At 46.2% G+C, this 14,584-nt stretch carries 11 protein-coding genes; 3 read left to right on the top strand and 8 right to left on the bottom strand.

Annotation, left to right across the window (positions count from 1 at the left end):
• Nucleotides 1–229: 229 nt before the first annotated feature.
• The 4 genes from AC3ITG_RS31540 to AC3ITG_RS31525 form a co-directional block, all read right to left on the bottom strand.
• Nucleotides 230–1,675, bottom strand: a complete 1,446-nt coding sequence (locus AC3ITG_RS31540; RefSeq protein WP_489252392.1) for a DEAD/DEAH box helicase — start codon at nucleotides 1,673–1,675, stop codon at nucleotides 230–232.
• A gap of 193 nt (nucleotides 1,676–1,868) precedes the next feature.
• Nucleotides 1,869–2,822: an SDR family NAD(P)-dependent oxidoreductase gene (locus tag AC3ITG_RS31535; RefSeq protein ID WP_489252391.1), complete on the bottom strand. Its 954-nt coding sequence runs from the start codon at nucleotides 2,820–2,822 to the stop codon at nucleotides 1,869–1,871.
• 99 nt (nucleotides 2,823–2,921) lie between these two features.
• Nucleotides 2,922–3,533, bottom strand: coding sequence for a TetR/AcrR family transcriptional regulator (locus AC3ITG_RS31530; RefSeq protein ID WP_413373974.1), 612 nt, complete (start codon nucleotides 3,531–3,533; stop codon nucleotides 2,922–2,924).
• Between the two features lie 67 nt (nucleotides 3,534–3,600).
• Nucleotides 3,601–3,897, bottom strand: coding sequence for a hypothetical protein (locus AC3ITG_RS31525; RefSeq protein WP_413373975.1), 297 nt, complete (start codon nucleotides 3,895–3,897; stop codon nucleotides 3,601–3,603).
• Nucleotides 3,898–4,388: 491 nt separating this feature from the next.
• Between AC3ITG_RS31525 and AC3ITG_RS31520 the strand changes: the two genes are divergently transcribed.
• Both AC3ITG_RS31520 and AC3ITG_RS31515 read left to right on the top strand, forming a co-directional pair.
• Nucleotides 4,389–5,327, top strand: coding sequence for a macrolide 2'-phosphotransferase (locus tag AC3ITG_RS31520; RefSeq protein WP_489252390.1), 939 nt, complete (start codon nucleotides 4,389–4,391; stop codon nucleotides 5,325–5,327).
• Nucleotides 5,328–5,360: 33 nt separating this feature from the next.
• Complete coding sequence (locus tag AC3ITG_RS31515; protein WP_489252389.1) at nucleotides 5,361–6,047, top strand: hypothetical protein; 687 nt, start codon at nucleotides 5,361–5,363, stop codon at nucleotides 6,045–6,047.
• Nucleotides 6,048–6,163: 116 nt separating this feature from the next.
• On the opposite strand, the gene AC3ITG_RS31510 is transcribed toward AC3ITG_RS31515, so the two are convergent.
• The 3 genes from AC3ITG_RS31510 to AC3ITG_RS31500 form a co-directional block, all read right to left on the bottom strand.
• Complete coding sequence (locus AC3ITG_RS31510) at nucleotides 6,164–8,446, bottom strand: 5'-nucleotidase C-terminal domain-containing protein (protein WP_489252388.1); 2,283 nt, start codon at nucleotides 8,444–8,446, stop codon at nucleotides 6,164–6,166.
• Between the two features lie 233 nt (nucleotides 8,447–8,679).
• Nucleotides 8,680–9,870 (bottom strand): MFS transporter, encoded by a 1,191-nt coding sequence (locus AC3ITG_RS31505; protein WP_413373980.1) that lies wholly within the window; start codon nucleotides 9,868–9,870, stop codon nucleotides 8,680–8,682.
• Between the two features lie 291 nt (nucleotides 9,871–10,161).
• Nucleotides 10,162–11,499 (bottom strand): glycoside hydrolase family 30 protein, encoded by a 1,338-nt coding sequence (locus AC3ITG_RS31500; RefSeq protein ID WP_489252387.1) that lies wholly within the window; start codon nucleotides 11,497–11,499, stop codon nucleotides 10,162–10,164.
• Nucleotides 11,500–11,618: 119 nt separating this feature from the next.
• On the opposite strand from AC3ITG_RS31500, the gene AC3ITG_RS31495 reads away from it, so the two are divergent.
• The gene (locus AC3ITG_RS31495) at nucleotides 11,619–12,533 is read left to right on the top strand and encodes an AraC family transcriptional regulator (protein WP_489252386.1); all 915 of its coding nucleotides are present in this window, start codon (nucleotides 11,619–11,621) and stop codon (nucleotides 12,531–12,533) included.
• Nucleotides 12,534–12,694: 161 nt separating this feature from the next.
• On the opposite strand, the gene AC3ITG_RS31490 is transcribed toward AC3ITG_RS31495, so the two are convergent.
• On the bottom strand, nucleotides 12,695–14,215 hold the full coding sequence (locus AC3ITG_RS31490) for a leucine-rich repeat domain-containing protein (protein ID WP_489252385.1): 1,521 nt from the start codon (nucleotides 14,213–14,215) through the stop codon (nucleotides 12,695–12,697).
• Nucleotides 14,216–14,584 lie beyond the last annotated feature (369 nt).

Raw genomic sequence — 14,584 nt, 5'->3', positions numbered from 1 at the left:
TTAAAATGGAATCTTGTACAAGTGAACAATGTGTACCCTGATGAACAAATGGAACTTTATCCCGAATATAGCGGCGATAGCGAGTAATTTACCTGCATTTATGAGTGCCATCGGCAATAATCCTCAACGTAGAAGTAGAGAAAAGCATTTATAAAAAAGGGGGTAGTAGACTTATAAAATAAGCCACTACCCCTTGTTGGATAACATTCTATTTAAACAGGTTCAAAATCTATTTATGACCTTTGCGAACCTTGAGCTGCATACGTTTTATCGTTGTAGTTTGCATAACCTCAAGCACGAGTGGGCCTTTGCCATTCAGAATTTCCACATCGGTTACATTATCCAGAATGGTAATAATCCCAATGTCGTCTGCAGTGACGCCCTCAATCTTGGCGATGGTGCCCACGAAGTCTACCGCACGAAGTTTCTTTTTCTTGCCTCCGTTGAAGTTCAGCTTCATGATCTGTTGGTTCAACTGTTCACGTTTGTCCTTTTTGCGTTCAGGCACGATCTTCAAACGCTTCTCGAACTCTTCCCGACGACGGTCAACAGCTTCCTCGGAAGGAGCTTTCACGACAGGAATGGCAAATCCGATATACGATTCGATCTCGGCCAGACGTCTGCCATCCTTCGGGGTAACCAAGGTAAAGGCTTTGCCTGTTTTCCCTGCGCGACCCGTACGGCCTGTACGGTGCACATAGCCTTCTTTTTCCAAAGGAATATCGTAGTTGATGACATGGGTAATATTCGTGATATCAATCCCGCGTGCGGCTACATCCGTTGCAATCAGATAACGGAATTGTCCTCTTCTGAATGCATTCATCACTTCGATGCGCTCATCTTGTTCCATGCCTCCGTGGATGCGATCCGCTGGATAATCTAGGTCAGCCATGACACGGAACAGTTTATCCACGTTCTCCTGCGTACGACAGAACACGATACAGCTATCTGGATTTTCAACAATAAATAGGTCCTGAAGCAGTGCCGTTTTGTTCACCTCTGGTACATGAATCACAGCATGTTCAATCGTTGCTGTTGTAAGACCGCTTGCCTTGATCTCAATTTCCACCGGGTTGTTCATGTATTTACGTGACAGCTTGGCTACATCTTCAGGGAACGTAGCGGAAAATAACATCGTTACTCGCTCGCTAGGAAGAGCTTGAATAATCGACTGAACCGTCTCGATGAAGCCCATGTTCAGCATCTCATCGGCCTCGTCAATGACAAGGTATGAGATCCGATCCAGCGGGAGGGTGCCGCGTTCGATATGGTCCAGTACCCGTCCAGGTGTGCCTACAGCGACATGCGTTCTTTGTTTTAACTCGGCTTTTTGAATATGAAAAGGAGACTGACCGTATAGTGCGGTTGCTTTAATACGCTTAAAGCGTCCGATATTGGTAATATCTTCGTTGACTTGCAAAGCCAACTCGCGGGTTGGCGTGAGAATCAAAGCCTGGGGCTTATTTTCGTTCCAATCCACCAGCTCACAGAGCGGAATGCCATAGGCGGCTGTTTTCCCGCTGCCTGTTTGTGATTTGACCACAAGATCTTTATTTTCAAGGGCTACTGGAATAACTTTGGTTTGAACCTCCGTTGGGGTTTCATAGCCCAGGCTATCCAGCGCTTTTACGATTTCTTCGCCAAGTCCATAATCTTTAAATTGTTGCTTACTCATCGTTAACCTCTTTTACGTTAGTTTTGAATACAAGAGCATAGTGCATAATTCCTTAAAGCGACTTGTACACGGGAGCGTTTGGAATCGAATTATGCAATATGCTTATATACAAGCATTGCACCGTACATTTATCGTATACCTCTTCATTATACTCTATATGCAGGTGGGTTAACGGAGTAATTCACAATGATGTTTAAATCGTATTATGCAAACCAAGTCTTTCTGAACTCCAGTCCCATAATTCTACGGCACGTTCAGGGTTGTACGACTCCTCGGAAGAAGAGATTTTCTTCGGTCCATCCCAGTACGTTCCCTTTAATTCGCTTGTAGGTTGATGTAATACGAGACTTGCAAGGTCAGTTCCTGATTGCTTAGTGGTGCGTATGCCAGCATTAAAGAAACGCATCAGAGGCATTACATAATTCCACATGAAACGAAGGAGCGGGCGATACTCTCTGGCGAGAGCGGAACCTTTGCCAGGCATCATCCCAGGATTAAATGCAGCGACTGCAACAGTTCTTCCAGATTGTTGGACTTGGCGGGCGAGTTCATAGGTGAAATACAAATTGCATAACTTCGATGTTGTATAACGTAATTGTCCCCGGGCAGAAGGAGAGAGGGCGGCGAGTAATTGATCGGACTGGGCAGGATCAGACATGATATTGGGGTGAGCATAGCGAGGACCGGGCATACCGGTTTTGGTTCCGGGATCGTGCGTGTCACTGGATACAACGATGATTCGCCCCTGTTCCTGAAGCGACTCAAGCAGCAAGCGAACGAGCAGGAAATGCCCCAGATGGTTCACACCAAAGGTTGCCTCGACACCATCCGTAGTTGATTGTGTATTTTGCACAAATTGAGACCCGGCATTGCAAACGATGGCATAGAGAGGTGGAAGATCGGCTCGTATATATAGCGCTGCAAGTTTTCTTATGGATGTCGTTGAAGCCAAATCTAGCTCCATAGCCGAGATATTGCGGTTACCGGTAGATTGGATCAAAGTCTGCACCGCAGTGTTTCCTCTACTTAGGCTGCGGCAAGCAATAACGACATGCCACTTCTGAGATGAAGCGATCACTTTGGCACTTTCGTATCCAAGACCGGTATTACCGCCGGTAATAATCACTGTTTTATTGGGTTTACTCATGAATTACACTCCCTTAAATGATTTTATATTAGATACGATACTGTATCGTATCGTTAATTGTCAATAAAAAAGGTCCTGCTAATCATAGCGGGACCTAAATCATTTGGGTTGTATTCCGTTTAAAATCATATCAATACCGCGTTTCAGTTCGTTATCCAGATCGGATGAAGTCGGTTTGAGCAAGAGTTGATACATAATAAAGCCGATTATAAAATCAGACACCAGGTCCAGATCTGTATCTTGACGTAGTTTTTCTTTCGGAATATAACGTTCAAGCAGACTGGAGATTTCCTTGGTCTTCGGCAGTGAATGGTTTTCCCAATACGACTCTGAAATCTGTGAACTGCCAGATAGGGTTGAAATCAGCAATGAGAGCATCTGCTTCCCAAGCGGATTGTTCATCTTATGGGCAAAACTTTGGGCCATTTCGTACAACACTTCATGTAGTTCGCCTTGTACAGCTGTACTGAACTCCGGCTTGACACGTTCCAATGCATCCACGATCAGCGCTTCCTTGCTGCTCCAACGCCGATAGATTGAGCTTTTGCCTACGCCTGCGAGCTGTGCGATAGACTCCATACTCAGTTTCTCCACACCTACTTCGCCAAGTAAGGTTAACGTGGCATCCAGTATGCGTTTGTGAACTTCTGTACTCCTTGGTCGACCACGAGAAATGGGATTCTCTTGATCTGGGGGTTGTTTAGCGTCCATGCGAATCCTTCCCCGTTCCTTATAAGATTATTTCGTTATTATAACATATCATCTGTTCAATCTTGTGTTAATGGATGACCATCTTCAGAGCCTTAGTCTGCGGAGGACGGGATTTAGCGATAAACTCATCTATCCATACATCTGCCCTTCGACCAACCAGTGTTTCATCCAAAGGTACTGTGACGGTCTCTCCTTCGATGATGAGTTCGGCATTTGTATGAAGTGAAATTAAGATGGGTCCTGATTCAACACCGTTATCTTCTTCATTGTCGATGAGGACCTGTCCCTTTTCTTCATAAAAATTCGTAATAATCCCGCGTAAATGGGGCTTCTCCTCCCCTTTTTCGCTGATTCTTCTACGCATCCTAACGTTAACAGAAGCAAGATGAACGGTAATGCGGATAATTTTCGTACAATGGACATTTGTCGCTCACCTCATCCTTTTTGTAATGTATCTATACGTATGACGGTTTTTGAGCCACCAAAGTTCCTGCATATCGCTGAAAAAAAAGAACAAAAAACCTACATTTAAGCTGGAACTAAAAAATGGAATATGTTAACATATGGTTAACTTACGGAACGGAGGGATACGTGTGGCAAATTATATCCGATTGAGATAGTATGGCGAAACGTTTGTTTGCGCTTGCTGTGTTTCTGCCTGTGTGCAGCTCATCGGGATCGGTTTGCCTATTTACACGTATGCCGCTAGTCGTTGAAGAATCGCTCCAATAGAGTGGTTCTTTAATGCACTACTATTTTTTCGCGAGCATTCAGGTTACCCAATATCCAAATGGACTGCACAGGCATGAATGTCTGTGTTTTTTTATTTTATTGAGGAAAAGGGGAAATCCTGAAATGACAAAATCGAACGTGAATGAGCAGTTGGAATTTCAAAAGGAACTAAAATCTTTAGCTGCACAGAACGGGCTTCATATTGCTGAGGAATCCATGAACATCAATGAGTCCGGTATGGACTTTCGTGTAGCGTTTGCCACCGATGAACAGGGACAACAGTGGGTACTGCGCCAGCCACGGCGCGAGGATGTATGGGAACGGGCTGAAAATGAGCGCAAGGTGCTGAAGGTTGTAAAAGGGCATCTGCCGGTAGAGGTACCGGAATGGCGGATCTTTACGCCGAAGCTGATCGCCTATCCTTTACTTGATGGTGAACCGATTGCGATCGTTGATCCGGCAGGGGGAGGGTACGCATGGCGATTTCCACAGGAAAGCTTGTCCGATGATTTTTTCGATTCGCTCGCTGCTTCACTAGTGGCATTGCATAACATTGATCCTGATGAGGCGGTAAAGGGCGGAGTGCGTAGCAAGACGCCTACAGAAGCTCGTGAAGCTTTTGCAGCGAATATTGAGGAGATTAAACAAAGCTTTGAGGTGCCAGATCAACTGGCCAGTCGGTGGGAAGGGTGGCTGACAACGGACAGCTATTGGCCTGAGCACTCAACGTTCAATCACGGTGATCTGCATCCACCGCACATTATCGTCGACGATGCCCAGCGGGTTACCGGGCTGATTGATTGGACCGAGGCGGAGATTGCCGACCCGGGTAAGGATTTTGTCATTTATTATGCGCTCTTCGAAGAGGAAGGGTTGCGGAATTTGCTCAATCGCTATGAGAAGGCAGGAGGAAGAACATGGCCTCGGATGCTGGAGCATATTCGGGAGCAGTGGGCGGCATACCCCGCAATCGTTGCACAGTTTGCATTAATCACTGGGGAAGAATCCAATATGGAAATGGCGAGAGGTATGCTTGCGAGTTGGGATGTCAAGCGGGATTAATATAAGGCGTAAACGCTAGTAAGGAGAAGGGACGTGACACAACTTCGTGTAGTGTGTTGGTTGTTTGCAATCATGTTAACAGTGGCTCTATTGGGTTGCTCGGCCCCTTTTTCTAACTCGGATGATAATGAATTAGATGTTCTCTCCCGAGATCGGTTACAAGAACTGAGGGAGGATTACTCACTGTCGCCACAGTCTCTCGTGACTCCATGGATGAAAAAAGTGACCTATAGAGAGATTATGGACTTCGCAGATGCAGTTATTGTGGCAGAGGTTGTGAGCGTTCTGCCGAATTTCAGTATGGTGTTGACCACTGAATCAGATACACCTGAACGCAAAGTGGCAGAAAAGCAGGAGACTACGGGAATGACTCCCTACGAAGCTGAGTTCGTCTCTTACGAGGTAAAGGTGCACGAAGTGATTGTAGGAGGAGATGTAGCCAAGGAGACATTTCTGTTCTATAACGCAGCGTTTGCGGCGCTCGAACCTAAACTTATGCCTGGTCAGAGAATAGTTACAGCGATCAAAAAGGGAGTAGAGTCCGAGCAACGTGGAGGTTATTCCTTCTCTCGTTATGGCACGTACTATATCGTCGATGGGGATTATGTCCTTTCTGCCTATGAGGGGTTCTCCAACGAGGCGCTTGAATTCACCAAACAAACGAATGGAATCAAGCTGGATCAGTTTGTGAAAAAGGTGCGAAGCTTGGCGCAGGAGTAGGTGAACACGTAACGTATGGCTCTAAAATCCAAAAAAGAAAAGACCTCTTCCACATGCATTGTGGAGGAGGTCTTTCTTATGAATAGATTAATTACCTAGAGTCGTCAACTGGCAATCTATTTCAGCATACTTACATATTTTCCGTAGACATAAGCTACGCGTCCATCCAGTTTCACTTTGACCCAACCATACTTATCTGTACTGATCACCTCAAGAACGGTGCCTTTCGGTACGGCAGTAACCACTTTGGCTTTGGATGAAGCGCTGGAGCGTACGTTCAGGTAGTCCGCAGTAACCTTGGCTTGTTTACCTTTAACGACTGTACCCGGTTTACCTGTACTTGGTGATGTAGATGGTTTGCCTGGTTTCGATGTGTCTGGTTTCGGTACCGTTGGTGTCGTCGGCTTCTCAGGTGAAGTCTCTTCTTCACCACTGCCAGTGGACGCCTTACGAGCTTTATTCAGCTCTTGATAGAACTCACCTTTGGTTTTCACGCCAGAGAATTTCGCGATACTTACGTTCGCTTTGGTGGCAAGTGCAGTCATTTCTTCTTCAGTCACCGTATCCAAAATATTAATGGACGCAATATTGGTATACTTGCCATCTTCCGTTGTCGGAACAGACATGATGCCTTCATTAATCAGCTCTACGATATCTGCACGTGCAGGTGCGTTCAGATCCACACCGGTGATTTTCCAGTTGTGCTGGATCTTCGGTTCGTAGACGCCTTTCATCACGTCTTTGAGATAAGCAATGGACAGATTACGGATCGTACCTTGAATCTCGCCAAATGCTGAAGCGTCCTTAGAGGACCACAACTGCTTGAACTTACGTCCTTCCAGTGCCCCACCTTTGGCAATCAAGGCTTCCATCCGGTAGGCATTCATGCCGAGCTTGAGTGTATCTTCTTCTTTGACCACTGTGCCATTATTGTATTTGAGGTTCGTAATCCGACTGCCGTAAGGCTTGGTCAGGTCAATCTCATACGTCACCCCACCGAAGAAATCGTCGGTGCTGTATTTGGAAGCACGTCGTTTCGGATCAAAACTGATCGTCACATCGCCAGGGCGTGTGGAGTTAAAATAACCCGCAGACCATTCCATGTAATCCTTCAGATCACGTCCGGTCACTTCATATACCGTTACTTCACCAAAGGTAAATTGGTAGTTGAACGCAATATCCCTTTTCTTGATCGGTCCGACATCTAGCTTGGCCTTATCGTTATCGATCTGGTGTGCGACAACGTCGGCATCGCTATAATGTAACATGACTTCGGTGAAGAAGTCAGAGAGTGGTGTCTCCTGAATCTGCACAGCAGGAATGCCTGTAATCTCATCTGCCGGTACCATGTTGGTTCCTTTTAGTTCAGCTACTTCAATGTTGGCATCGGCACGAGCGAACTCGTGGAACGGATGCAGTGTATCTTCCAGTCCGGGATCGGACACTTCATAAGAGCCATCAGCTGCTTTTACAGCGAGTGCTTGTGCTTCCTTGCTTTTTAGTACAACCTTGTCGCCTTCTTTGGCAAACGTGAGGTCAATCCGTGAAATGTGTGAACCATATTTGTTTGGCTCGGAGATCAATACGCCGTTAACCGTTTGGGATTCAATCAGCGTATGCATGTGTCCGGCAAAAATGGCAGCCAGCTCCGGGTTGGCATTGGCGATATCCGTGACCCCGGTGCCCGGGTTCCCGTTCTCGTTATCCAGTCCCATATGCATGAGTCCAACCATCACATCCACTTTGCCTTTCAGCTCGGCGATGGCCTTCTTGGTCTCTTCTACAGGATCTTTGACGATGATGCCATTCAGGTGATCCGTACCTTTTTCGAACTCAGTAATCATAGGTGTGTTCATTCCGATGACGCCAACCTTGATACCGTCTTTCTCAATAATCGTATAGGCAGGCATGTAGCGGTCGCCGTTTTCTTTGAAAATGTTACCTACCAAGGGTTGTCCCTTAAACTGTGAGGAAATCTTCTCTAATACGTCCAATCCAAAGTTAAATTCATGATTTCCCATGACCCATGCGTCATATTTCATTTCGTTCATTGCGACCATCATGGGAGATTGAGGTTGATCGTTGAACAGTTCAGCCGAGTTGTCCTGAATCATGTCGCCTGCATCCAGCAGAATTGTATTCGGATTCTCAGCACGTACTTTTTTCACGATCGTGTACAACTGTGTCATGCTACCTGTCGGATTCGGACCGTCCAGGGCATAGTCCCACGGCATAAATCGGCCATGAATGTCCGATGTTCCCAGCAACGTAATCTTAGTTTCCCTGTCTGCTTCAGCAGCCTGAGCCGGAGTGGAGGCAAAAGGTGCGAAGAGGATGGAGGCACATAAGAGGAATGATAAGGGCCATCCGGCGTAACGTTTCGGCGAAAATTTGCGCATGTTGTAATCTCCCTTGTTATCTAGTGTTATGTAAAGATATGTGTTATTGGAGTTAATACTAGATAAACATTTGGTAAATGTAAACCACAAAATGACAAATAAAAGAGACCACTCTGGATCATTCCATGGAAATTCCATAGGGAGTGATCAGAGTGGTCTCTACACGTCTCTTTATATGTTTAACTTCTTCCTTTGATGAAGTTGAAGCGCTTCGCTCCAGACCAACTGGACCCTTAACTCTTATGCCGTTCAATTGAACTACGACTACGAGAGGTGAAAAATTTTATTTTGACAACGATGGATACCAAAGCAAGCAGACCAAAGATGATTCCGCTCCAGATAACCTGATGGATGCCGAGTTGGGCAATGAACCAGCCACCGATGGAGGTACCAAGGGTAATCCCCAGATTAGAGAAAGAGACAAAGAGGCTATTTCCGAATTCCGGTGCTTCCTGAGACTCCGTTGTTAGCCAAGTTTGGCTGACAATCAGACCGCCAGAGTGAATCGCACCCCAGACGAACACCATGATAATCATCGGCATGAAATAGGAACCTGCATAATAAACGAGTAAATAAGCCGCCATATATAGCAACGGGAAGAGGAAAACGGTCCTCGGAATATTCCGATGCAGAAGCTGTCCGAATACCAAATTTCCGGCGATCATAATAACACCAAAGGCCAAGAGCATCACACTAATCCATGAACCGCCCATACGGGTGACTTGCCCAAGGTATTCGGCGAAATAACTGTATACGGAGAACATCGCTGCAAAAATAAAAACGACAGTAGCAATATTTAGCCACAGCGCAGGTTTACGCAATATACCGATCTGTTTGCCATAAGACATCTTTTCTTGCACAGGCATCGAGGGCAGCCAAATCCATATACCGACGAAAGCAATGAGACTGACAACCGCTCCGAACCAAAACGCAGCCTCCAACGAGAATCGTTCCGCAAGATAGGAAGTTAGGGGCACGCCAAATGCAAAGCCAGCAGTGATCCCGGTAAACACTTTGGCAACGGCCTGACTGCTTTTTTCCGGTGGGACCAGCTTGGCACCCGTGACGAGAGCAACAGAGAAGAAGACCGGATGAAAAATGGCCGGGATAATCCGAAAGATTAACATCATGTCGAAGCGGGTTGTGTAGGCGTAGACTACATTGGAAATGGCAAATAACAGTACAGCAGTTAACAAAATAGTTTTACGATTGATACCAGATACAAGCAAAGTCAGAAAAGGGCCAGACACGGCAACAACTAGAGCGAAAATACTTACCAGCCATCCAGCCTGTGCAGCGGTAATGTTGAATTTCTGCGTGATCAGGGGTAGTACTCCTATAATGCCTACTTCTGTAGTGATGATGGCGAATACACCCAGTGCCAGAATGAGGATAAGTAGCGGGTTGACCTGCTGTGATTTCATGTGAAGCGTACCTCCAATTAATTTAAATATACAGATAAATAGATATAATAACTTAAAAATAAATATCGTTGAGCCCTTCTATAAGATTTGTCAGTAAGGTTTGGTTCACTGGATTACATTATATCTATATTTATAGATTTGTAAATATAAAAACAAAATGACCTTTGGTTAAGTCATCTATGGTTGGCGTTCTACAGGTGTGATCATAGTGGATCGTGAAACAGAAAAATAGCGCCTGCTCAGGGAATTTCCCAGAGCATGACGCTACTTCTGCGAGTATTTAAGTGGTAGTTAATTCGGTTCAATGACAATACTGTTGAAGGAATCAGCCTCCAGCTCGAACCGGAGTGTCTGTCCTTCATATGCCAGATGCAGATCACGGCTATCCTTGAACGGATTGTTGATGACAATGATGAGACTATTGTCCGGGTTGCGGAAAGCCACGGCTTTGCCACTCCAGGCTCCAGACAGACCCGCTCTTCGCGCACCAGGAACGACATCATGAGCAAAATGCTTCATCACATAATACTCGGGATTCCGAATGATTTCTTTGGCATCCGGGTCTACCGTAATCATGGAGTTTTGCTCCCACCCCCATGTGCTGCGGCCTTTCGGCTCCAGAACCATGTTCCAGTAAATGTACGCATTCACTCCATTGCTGAAATAGTGCTGGTACAGGTTAAATACATACTTGGCGTAGTTCCACGAGTTGTTGCCATCACCGCATTCATTCTCGGTCTGCATGTAACGAAGCTCCGGGTAGCTTGCGGCTGTACGTTGAATGGCATTTTTGCCTGCCCACTGATAACCGACTCCTTTGATATAGGCGTAGGCTTTGGGATCACTAAGCACCAGTCCGGCATATTCGTCAAAATCATTTGTTTTCTTTTTGATCAATTCTTCCCATGGATCAGGTGCGTTGATCGTTCCCAGCCAGATTTCCGTATTCAGACCATGCTTGTCAAAAGCAGGACCCAGGTAATCGGCGATAAACTCACGCAGCTGCTCACCTGTCCACATACAGGAAGGGAATTTCTGATCCGCGATGACTTCGTTTTGTACATGGACCTGATGGATGGTAATGCCAGCGTCCTGGTATGCCTGTACGAATTTGACGAAATACAGCGCATAAGCTTCCAGGATATCCTTCTCCCAGCGTAGCGTTCCATAGTTATAGGCTTTCGGTGACTTCATCCAGGTAGGCGGGCTCCACGGCGAGGCGAAGAATTGCAGATTCGGATTATAGGTCAGAGCCTCTTTGATGTATGGAATCAAATATTTGAAATCACGTTCGATTGAAAAATGCTCCATGGTCACATCGCCGTCCACCTCATTGTGACTGTACCATTGCTCTGCATAATCACTCGCGCCAATCGGCAGGCGACAGATGTTGAATTTATGATCACCCTCTGGATGGAAGAGGGAATGAAATACGTCATGACGCTGCTCCTCATTCAAGTGGGACAGGGCAATATAACCAAGCTCATTGAAGCAACCGCCAAATCCTTCTACAAGCTGATGCTGTTCACCTGTGAGCTTTAAGTTAGCGTTTTCATTTGTAGATGTATAAGAGATCTCTTTCCACGCATGATCTGGTGCAGTGGAATAACCATGTAATGTCAGGGACATTGGAATTTCCTCCTCGCTTGAATCTCAGGTATGATGTACAGTCAGTATATCAAGTCCCATTGCAAAAGAAGATACGCTGAACCGCGTAAAATTTGCCCTAATCCAAGGTGGTGAAATCCATGATCATTCCTGAACCATACCGTTCTTATCTATCTCCGGAGAGCCGATGGCTGCCTGCAACGGACTGGAACGTCAAGCTGTTTGGTGCTCATATGCAGAAGGTGAAACAGGGCTGGCAAGTGCCGCTGGAATCGCATTTGGCCTTTGAATTGATATTGATTCTGGAAGGGTCGCAGACGACGATACTGGAGAATATTCGTTATGATCTCCACGCAGGAGATTTATTGCTTATCCCGCCTGGGTGCAAACATACCAATGAATGTAATCAGGAGCAGGGGCTTACCTACTTTATTGCCCATTTCAATGTAGATGAGGTTCTGTTTCGCCAGGAGATGAGTAGACATGTGCAGATGTTGTTTCCATGTGGCGGTGAGGATAATCAGCGATTAACGGAAGTCATGATGAAATGGGTGGATCTGCTTCAGCACAAAGAAGAATATACAACATCAGATTTGTTCCGTATGCAGGCTGGTTTGCTGGAGATTTTGGCGATATTGGCAGAGCAAAGCTCGTCCCGTTCCCAAGAAACCGTATCGCCTACTGTGGCGCACTATGCAACACTGATTGCCGAGGCAATCAAAAGCCGTTTCAATGCCGGGAATATCCAGCGGGAAGGGCTGGGGGATAAGGGGATTCGGATTGAAGAGATTGCGGCCTCGCTTCAAATCAGCCCTGGATATGCTCTGGAGACATTTCAGAAAGTATACGGCATCTCTCCGCGCAGATATTTGTCCGAACTGAAGCTTCACGAAGCCAAGCAGCTGATACACCAGCCTGATCTTAATCTCACTCGGGTTGCCACCATGCTCGGATATTCCAGTCTTGCGCACTTCAGTCGGCAGTTCAGGCGATGGACTGGCATGAGTCCCAGTGAATACAGGCAGACCCTGGGCAGCATCCGTTTTTTTGATTAAATAATCGCTATTCCGCCAATCGTATTACTGCCAGCTCGTATCCTGTATACTGCTCACCAAAAATCCCCGCTGATGTTCAGACGGGGACTTCGCTGTGCATGTAATTGTGCATTTGAGATAAGTTGAGATAAGTGCTTGATGCCTGATTATGTTTTGCTTAATTAAGGTTGTACTTTCTCGTCCTGAGCTTTGTTTTCGAAGATCAGAATTGTTTTACTGCTTCCGATATACGCAACCGTCGTATTGAATTGCTCCGAAATAAAACGTACCGGGACAAACGCCTTTCCATCCTTTATCAACAGAGGTGCATCGTTTATCGCAAGCGTATCGTCTACAATCACCTGTTTGTTGCCCACAGTCCACCGAACCACTGTGCCATTCTGCGCAATCTGAACCTCCTGTGTATCCGGATTCCAGTTCACGCTGGCATTCAACTGCTCGGAGACAAAACGGAGCGGTACATAGGTCCGTCCCTCATCGATAAAAGGTGCAGCCTCCAGTGCGTAAGCACGATCCCCGACATAGGCCGTGGTAGAGCCTTCAATAAGCCGCTGGAAATTGCCCTGTGGAGTACGTTTCTGTTCCCGCACATTCATTTGGTTTAGAAGCCGCATCGTGTCACTGCCGTTCGCAACATCCAGATAATTATTTTGCACCGTGAGTCCGGCAGGTTCCGGTTCAGAGACCGAGGTCTGCGTACCGGAGGATAAGGAAGTGGAAGCCGAGATATCCGTTATAGTATTAGTATTTGCAGAGATATTTCTTGTAAAAGTAAAACCGGCAATCGGTGTCAGATCCCACACCCGGTTATTGGACAGTTTCAGTACTTCCAGCTTGGGCAGCTGGCGTAATGGCTCCAGATCATAGATCTGATTGGACTCCGCATTCAGTTCTTTCAACCCTACCAGGCCTTCCAAGGGTGCCAGATGTTGAACCTGATTCCCGGAGAAGTCCAGCGTCTGTAGACGCGTCAGATGCTCCAAGGGCATCAGATCGGAGATCTCGTTGCCTGCCACATTCAGCTTCTGAAGTGTATTCGGCAGATCAACCAGTACATCCAGTGTGTCAATGTGGTTGTTGGCCACATTGAGCTGTTTAAGTTTTCTTTTATCAGCCAGTGGTGTCAGGTCCGTTATCGTATTGTTCGAGATTTCAAGCCATTGAAGATCATCTGCATCAGCCAGTGCGGAGAGACTGGTAATCTGGTTACCGCTGGCGTGAAACGTATGTAATCGGGTGAATCCACGTACAACTTCTATGGAAGAAATGGAATTGTTGCTGATATACAGCCGTCCCAGGTCTTTCAAATCAGCCAGTGCATCAATCGATGTAATGTAGTTATTGCGAACATCAACCTCGCGAAGCTGAGTCAGATGCGCCAGTGGTGTTAGGTCTTCAATCTCATTGCCATATAACCGGAGGTGAGTCAGGTTCGTGGCGTATTCCAGACCGGACAGGCTTTGAATGCCTGCATTGCTCAGATCCACAACGTTCAACTGCTCCAGATCGGATGAGGTTAGAGGGGAATCTACCGGTTTGTTCAGGATCAGCTTCAGTCCGTTCTCCAGTGCAGGATCTTCGATGATTCCTTCGCCCAAATCTGCCGTGGTATAGGCCATCGCTTGCCCAGCCGCTCCGAGACTCAGGATGAAGACTAGAAATAGTAGAGTCATTCTTCTCATTGCATGAATTCCCTCCGATTCCGATTTTGAGATTATAAAATACTCCGAACAGATTGATTTTTTTCGATGATATATAAGGTAAGTACAATATTTACACGATAACGGAGAGGGCAGAAATAACCTGAAGAAGCGAAGCGGTCACCTTTATCACGGGATTTCTCCCTTTAGAAAAAGGGAATCAAAGAAGTCCGGGGATAACAGTGATCGGAAGGTTGTTCTGCCATCGGAGTGGTAAGTGTAAATGGACCAGTTTAACTTATGCAGGCACGAATAAAAACACATCTATAGTTATTAACCCATCATAGGGCAAAAGGAACAAGAAATTCATGACAGGCAGAACATCTACTTCTATTCTATATGATTCAAACC

It is taken from the genome of Paenibacillus sp. GL_099_B (assembly GCF_057835695.1).
Note: the sequence above shows the minus strand (reverse complement) of the source record. Positions and strands in the feature narration are given on the sequence as shown.

Excerpts from the sequence above, each read along its gene's own strand:
- AC3ITG_RS31520 (WP_489252390.1), top strand. The coding sequence starts at position 4,389 with ATGACAAAATCGAACGTGAATGAGCAGTTGGAATTTCAAAAGGAACTA.
- AC3ITG_RS31505 (WP_413373980.1), bottom strand. The coding sequence starts at position 9,870 with ATGAAATCACAGCAGGTCAACCCGCTACTTATCCTCATTCTGGCACTG.
- AC3ITG_RS31510 (WP_489252388.1), bottom strand. The coding sequence starts at position 8,446 with ATGCGCAAATTTTCGCCGAAACGTTACGCCGGATGGCCCTTATCATTC.
- AC3ITG_RS31525 (WP_413373975.1), bottom strand. The coding sequence starts at position 3,897 with ATGCGTAGAAGAATCAGCGAAAAAGGGGAGGAGAAGCCCCATTTACGC.
- AC3ITG_RS31490 (WP_489252385.1), bottom strand. The coding sequence starts at position 14,215 with ATGAGAAGAATGACTCTACTATTTCTAGTCTTCATCCTGAGTCTCGGA.
- AC3ITG_RS31500 (WP_489252387.1), bottom strand. The coding sequence starts at position 11,499 with ATGTCCCTGACATTACATGGTTATTCCACTGCACCAGATCATGCGTGG.
- AC3ITG_RS31530 (WP_413373974.1), bottom strand. The coding sequence starts at position 3,533 with ATGGACGCTAAACAACCCCCAGATCAAGAGAATCCCATTTCTCGTGGT.
- AC3ITG_RS31535 (WP_489252391.1), bottom strand. The coding sequence starts at position 2,822 with ATGAGTAAACCCAATAAAACAGTGATTATTACCGGCGGTAATACCGGT.
- AC3ITG_RS31495 (WP_489252386.1), top strand. The coding sequence starts at position 11,619 with ATGATCATTCCTGAACCATACCGTTCTTATCTATCTCCGGAGAGCCGA.
- AC3ITG_RS31540 (WP_489252392.1), bottom strand. The coding sequence starts at position 1,675 with ATGAGTAAGCAACAATTTAAAGATTATGGACTTGGCGAAGAAATCGTA.